The sequence below is a fragment of the Streptomyces sp. NPDC058157 genome (assembly GCF_042884105.1).
Classification (GTDB): domain Bacteria; phylum Actinomycetota; class Actinomycetes; order Streptomycetales; family Streptomycetaceae; genus Streptomyces.
Genome location: NZ_JBHVUQ010000337.1, coordinates 1 through 4,443 on the forward strand (window position 1 = coordinate 1; position 4,443 = coordinate 4,443).

Consider the following 4,443-nt stretch of genomic DNA (forward strand, 5'->3'; position numbering starts at 1 on the left):
GTCGAGGCCCCGGTCGTCGAGGCTCCGGTCGTGGCCGAGGAGGCCGCGGTGGTCAAGCCGCGCCGCACCCGGACCCGCAAGGCCGCCGAGGCGCCGGCCGCGGAGGCCGTCGTGGCCGAGGCGCCGGCCGAGGAGGCCCCGGAGAAGCCGAAGCGCACCCGGACCCGCAAGGCCGCCGTCGCAGAGGCCCCGGTCGTCGAGGCCGTCGCGGCCGAGGAGGCTCCGGCGCAGCCGAAGCGCACCCGGACGCGCAAGGCCGCCGTGGCGGAGGCCCCGGTGGCGGAGGTCCCCGCGGCCGCCGCCCCCGTCGCCAAGGCTCCGGTCCGGCCGCGCCGGGTTCCGACCCGCAAGGCCGCGCCCACCCCGATCCCGGACGTGGTGCTGGCCGAGGACGCCGTCGCTCCCCGGCGCCCCCGCACCCGCAAGGTGGTCGCCCCGGCCGCCGAGCCACAGTTCCAGATCGCCCCGCCGAGCGAGCCGGTCCGCACGACCCGCCGCTTCCGCTAGGCACCCCGGGCGCACGGCCCCGGCCCCCTTCCGAGGGGGCCGGGGCCGTCCTCGTACCCGGGCCTACGGGCCGGTAACCTCGGGCCATGAGCAAGCCGCCGCGCCTCACCCTGCCCCCTGCCGCCCGCGCGTACCGCCTGACCACCTCGCGCGGCGGGTTCGCCGTGCACGAGGCGGGCGAGCCCGTGCACGGCACCGCCCTGCTGGTCCCCGGGTTCACGGGCAGCAAGGAGGACTTCATCGCCCTGCTGGAGCCCCTGGCCGCCGCCGGGTTCCGGGTGGTCGCCGTGGACGGGCGCGGCCAGCACGAGAGCCCCGGCCCGCGCGAGGAGTCCGCGTACGAGCTCCACGAGCTGGCCCTCGACCTCCTGTCCCAGGCCGCGGCCCTGGACGCCCCCGGCCCCCTCCACCTGGTGGGCCACTCCCTGGGCGGGCTGGTCTCCCGCGCCGCCGTCCTGCGCGACCCCTCCCCCTTCGCCTCCCTCACCCTGATGAGCAGCGGCCCCGCCGCGATCGCGGAGGAACAGCAGTCCCGCACGAAGCTCCTGGTGGCGGCGCTGGAGGCGATGCGCGACGACATGTCGGCCATCTGGGAGGCGATGCGGGCCCAGGACCCGGCGGACGCCGTCCCCGACTCCCCCGAACTGGCCGCGTTCCTGCGCGACCGCTGGCTGGCCACCGTCCCCGAACAGCTGATCACCACCGGCCGGATCCTGGTCTCGGAGCCGGACCGGGTGGCGGAGCTGGCGGAGCTGCCGCTGCCGAAGCTGGTGCTGTCCGGGGTGGTGGACTACGCCTGGCCGGTCCCCCTCATGGATGAGATGGCGGGTCGCCTGGGCGCTTCCCGCGTCGTGATCGAGGGCGCCGAACACTCCCCGAACGCCGAGAACCCGCAGCTCACGGCCGGTTCTCTAGCTGCCTTCTGGCGATCCTTGAGCGCGCGGTAGTTAGCTAAGGAAAAAATTTCCTTAGCGTAGGGAATGTTTCTGAAGGGCGCCTGGTTGACCCCTGTGCAAGGAGAACACCGACGAAGGGAGAAGCCGTGCGCTTCGAGATTCTGCGCCTGGACGACGTCGACGGAACCGCCGTGGACAGCACCGTCGTGGACGCGGCCTCCGTCAACCGGATCGTGCAGCAGGCGGCCGCCATCGGCCAGCGCATCCTGATCCGACCGGCCGAGAGTGCGTCCTCCTGATGCTTCCCGAAACGCCCCCGTACCGATGGCCGGTACGGGGGCGTTCGCATGCGGTGACGGCGTTCAGGCCGCCCAGGAGAACGGCGCCGAGAAGGCGTTCTTCCCCTCGTTTCCGAATGCGAGGCCGAAGACGTCCACCCGCGACCTCGTCGCGGTTCCGGCCGCGAGGGTGTCCGCGGGGAATCCGACCCCGCTGACCCGCACGCCCTTCCCGGTCGCGTCGAGCGGGGAGACGAAGTCCTCGACTTCGATGTCGACCGCCTCCCCGATCGTCACGCGGTGGCTGCGGGCGTCGTCGACGTAGTCGATCCGGGCGACCTCCATCCCGATCACCTCTCCGACCAGCGGCGCCAGGGCCCCCATCGGACCGCCGCGCTGACCGGAGAAGACCGCCCCGAGCGCTTCGGCCTGCTCGGGCGAGGCGGCCGCGTCCATGATCATGCCCAGCCGCCAGTCGCCTTCGCCCATGAGCTGCGGGGCATCGGCCACCACGGCGACGGTCAGACCGCCCACGTCGACGTCGTCGACCCGACCGGAGTCCACGTGGAAGGCCAGGACCACCCGGCAGCGGTCGTAGTCCGCCGGAGCGGAGAGGCCGGAGGTGGAACAGGGACAGACCATGTCGCAGTTGCAGTTCTCGAAATACGTCCCCTCGATCCGCCATGCCATCGGAAGCTCCCTTCCCGCGGCTGAGGCACACCTGTGCCTCCCATTCTCCGCCCCCGGCGATCACCCGGCAACGCGCGGGCGGCCGGTTCCCCGGGGCGGGTCAGGCCCCGCGGACGACCTGGAGGACGCCGTTGATGATCTGCTGGACGGCGATGGCCGAGAGCATCATGCCGGCGAGGCGGGTGACCAGGACGACACCGCCGTCCTTGATGATCCGGATGATCACCAGCGAGTAGCGCATGGTCAGCCACAGCACCACGTGCATCGCGGCGATCGCGGTCCAGACCGAGAGCTGCCCGCCGAACCCGTCGGCCTTCTGCACGGCCAGGATGACGGAGACGATCGCACCGGGACCGGCCAGCAGCGGCATGCCCAGCGGGACGAGGGCGACGTTGACGTCCTTGGTCTGCTTGGGCTCGTCCGTCTTGCCCGTGAGCAGGTCGAGCGCGATCAGCAGAAGCAGCAGACCACCGGCGATCATCAGCGCCGGGACGGAGACGTGCAGGTAGTCGAGGATCTGCTGGCCGCAGATGCCGAAGGTCGCGATCACGCCGAAGGCGACGCAGACGGCCTGCCAGGCCATACGGCGCTGCACCTTGGCCGGGCGGCCCGAGGTCAGCGCGAGGAAGATCGGAGTGATGCCCGGCGGGTCCATAATCACAAAAAGCGTGAGAAAAAGGGATCCGAAGACAGCGAAATCGAACACAGTGATGCCTTGCATAGAGGGGTGTCACGAAAAAAGGGCGAGGGGGAGGCGAAGGGCGCACATGGGCGCGGCGACCGCGGCATCAACACCAGCATCCGCATCAGCGGCGGTCGGTGGCGCTCAGGCGCGAGGGGCTCCGCCGGCGCCCGGCACGGGGAAGGCCCCCGTGGCCCGGCGCGTGATCTCGCCGTAGATCTCGGGGTCGGTGGTGTACTCCCCGAGACGGCAGGTCTTGCGGCTGCCGTGGTAGTCGCTGGAACCGGTGGTCAGCAGACCGAGGTCCCCGGCCAGTCCGCGCAGGCGCGCGCGGGTGTCGGCGTCGTGCTCCATGTGGTCCACCTCGATGCCGTCCAGGCCCGCGGCCGCGAGGGCGGCTATCGCCTCCTCGGGCACGCAGACGCCGCGCTTGACGGCGGCGGGGTGCGCGAAGACGGTGACCCCGCCGGCCGCCTTGACCAGGCGGATGGCGTCGAACGGGTCGAGCTCGTGCTTCTCGGCGTACGCGCGGCCGCCGTCGGCGAGCCAGTCCGCGGTGAACGCGTCGGAGACGGTGGGCACGACCCCGAGCTCGACCATGGCGGTCGCGATGTGCGGCCGCCCGACGGAGCCGTCGCCGGCGATCCGGGCCACCTGCTCCCAGGTCACACCGACACCGAGCTCCTGGAGCTTTCCGATCATGGCCTGGGCCCGCGGGGTGCGGTCGTCCCGCACGAGCTCCCGCTCGGCGGCGAGCTCGGGCTCCTGCGGGTCGAAGAGGTAGGCCAGCATGTGCAGCCCCACTCCGTCGAGCCGGCAGGACAGCTCGGCCCCGGTGACCAGCGTGAGGCCCTGCGGCACTGCCGCGACGGCCTCGGCGTACCCCCCGACGGTGTCGTGGTCGGTCAGCGCGACCACGTCCAGCCCGGCCGCGGCGGCGTTGCGCACCAGCTCGGCGGGGGTGTCGGTGCCGTCGGAAGCCGTGGAGTGGGCGTGCAGGTCGATGCGCACAGCCGGGCTCCAGGGTTCGAACGGACGAAGTGGGGGCACCTCCCAGCGGTAGCTGGGGGAGACACTCCAGGGTACCCGCGCCATGGGCACTACGGGGCCGCGGGGCTTACCGGGGGGTCGGGGTCGGGGGTAGGGCGGGACTTGAGCCGGACGGTCTCAGGGAGGGTTGGGGGTTTCCCGTCAGTCTCATCGTCCTTCCGCGGCGGGACGGTCTGTCAAGGGCGCTCCTTCGTCGCGTCGCTTCGCGATCGCCTTCGGCGACCCTTGACAGACCGTCCCGCCGCGAAATGCCGAAGACTGCCGGGAACCCCCCAAAGGAACGGGACGGACCAGAGTCAGACAATCGGCGGGATCAGTGAAGATCCGGGCAGACCGGGGG

Annotated in this window: 5 protein-coding genes and 1 pseudogene; 3 read left to right on the forward strand and 3 right to left on the reverse strand. The window is 72.2% G+C overall.

Annotated elements, in window-relative coordinates:
* The 3 genes and pseudogenes from ACFVXK_RS37210 to ACFVXK_RS37220 form a co-directional block, all read left to right on the forward strand.
* A pseudogene (locus ACFVXK_RS37210) lies at positions 1-507 on the forward strand (hypothetical protein); the annotation flags it as partial.
* Between the two features lie 86 nt (positions 508-593).
* Positions 594-1,454 carry an alpha/beta fold hydrolase gene (locus tag ACFVXK_RS37215; RefSeq protein WP_389621388.1) on the forward strand — a complete coding sequence of 287 codons (861 nt, stop codon included), beginning with the start codon at positions 594-596 and terminating at the stop codon, positions 1,452-1,454.
* A 95-nt stretch (positions 1,455-1,549) separates the two neighbouring features.
* A complete protein-coding gene (locus ACFVXK_RS37220; RefSeq protein WP_007266367.1) occupies positions 1,550-1,702 on the forward strand; it encodes a hypothetical protein in 153 nt (50 codons plus the stop codon).
* A gap of 63 nt (positions 1,703-1,765) precedes the next feature.
* Here ACFVXK_RS37220 and ACFVXK_RS37225 read toward each other — a convergent pair whose 3' ends face one another.
* From ACFVXK_RS37225 to ACFVXK_RS37235, 3 genes are all read right to left on the reverse strand, one after another.
* Positions 1,766-2,371, reverse strand: coding sequence for a DUF1326 domain-containing protein (locus ACFVXK_RS37225; RefSeq protein ID WP_389621391.1), 606 nt, complete (start codon positions 2,369-2,371; stop codon positions 1,766-1,768).
* Positions 2,372-2,471: 100 nt separating this feature from the next.
* Positions 2,472-3,077 (reverse strand): MarC family protein, encoded by a 606-nt coding sequence (locus tag ACFVXK_RS37230; RefSeq protein ID WP_358894301.1) that lies wholly within the window; start codon positions 3,075-3,077, stop codon positions 2,472-2,474.
* Positions 3,078-3,197: 120 nt separating this feature from the next.
* Entirely contained in the window at positions 3,198-4,064 is an 867-nt protein-coding gene (locus ACFVXK_RS37235) for a PHP domain-containing protein (protein ID WP_389621394.1), read from the reverse strand.
* Between the last annotated feature and the right edge of the window lie 379 nt (positions 4,065-4,443).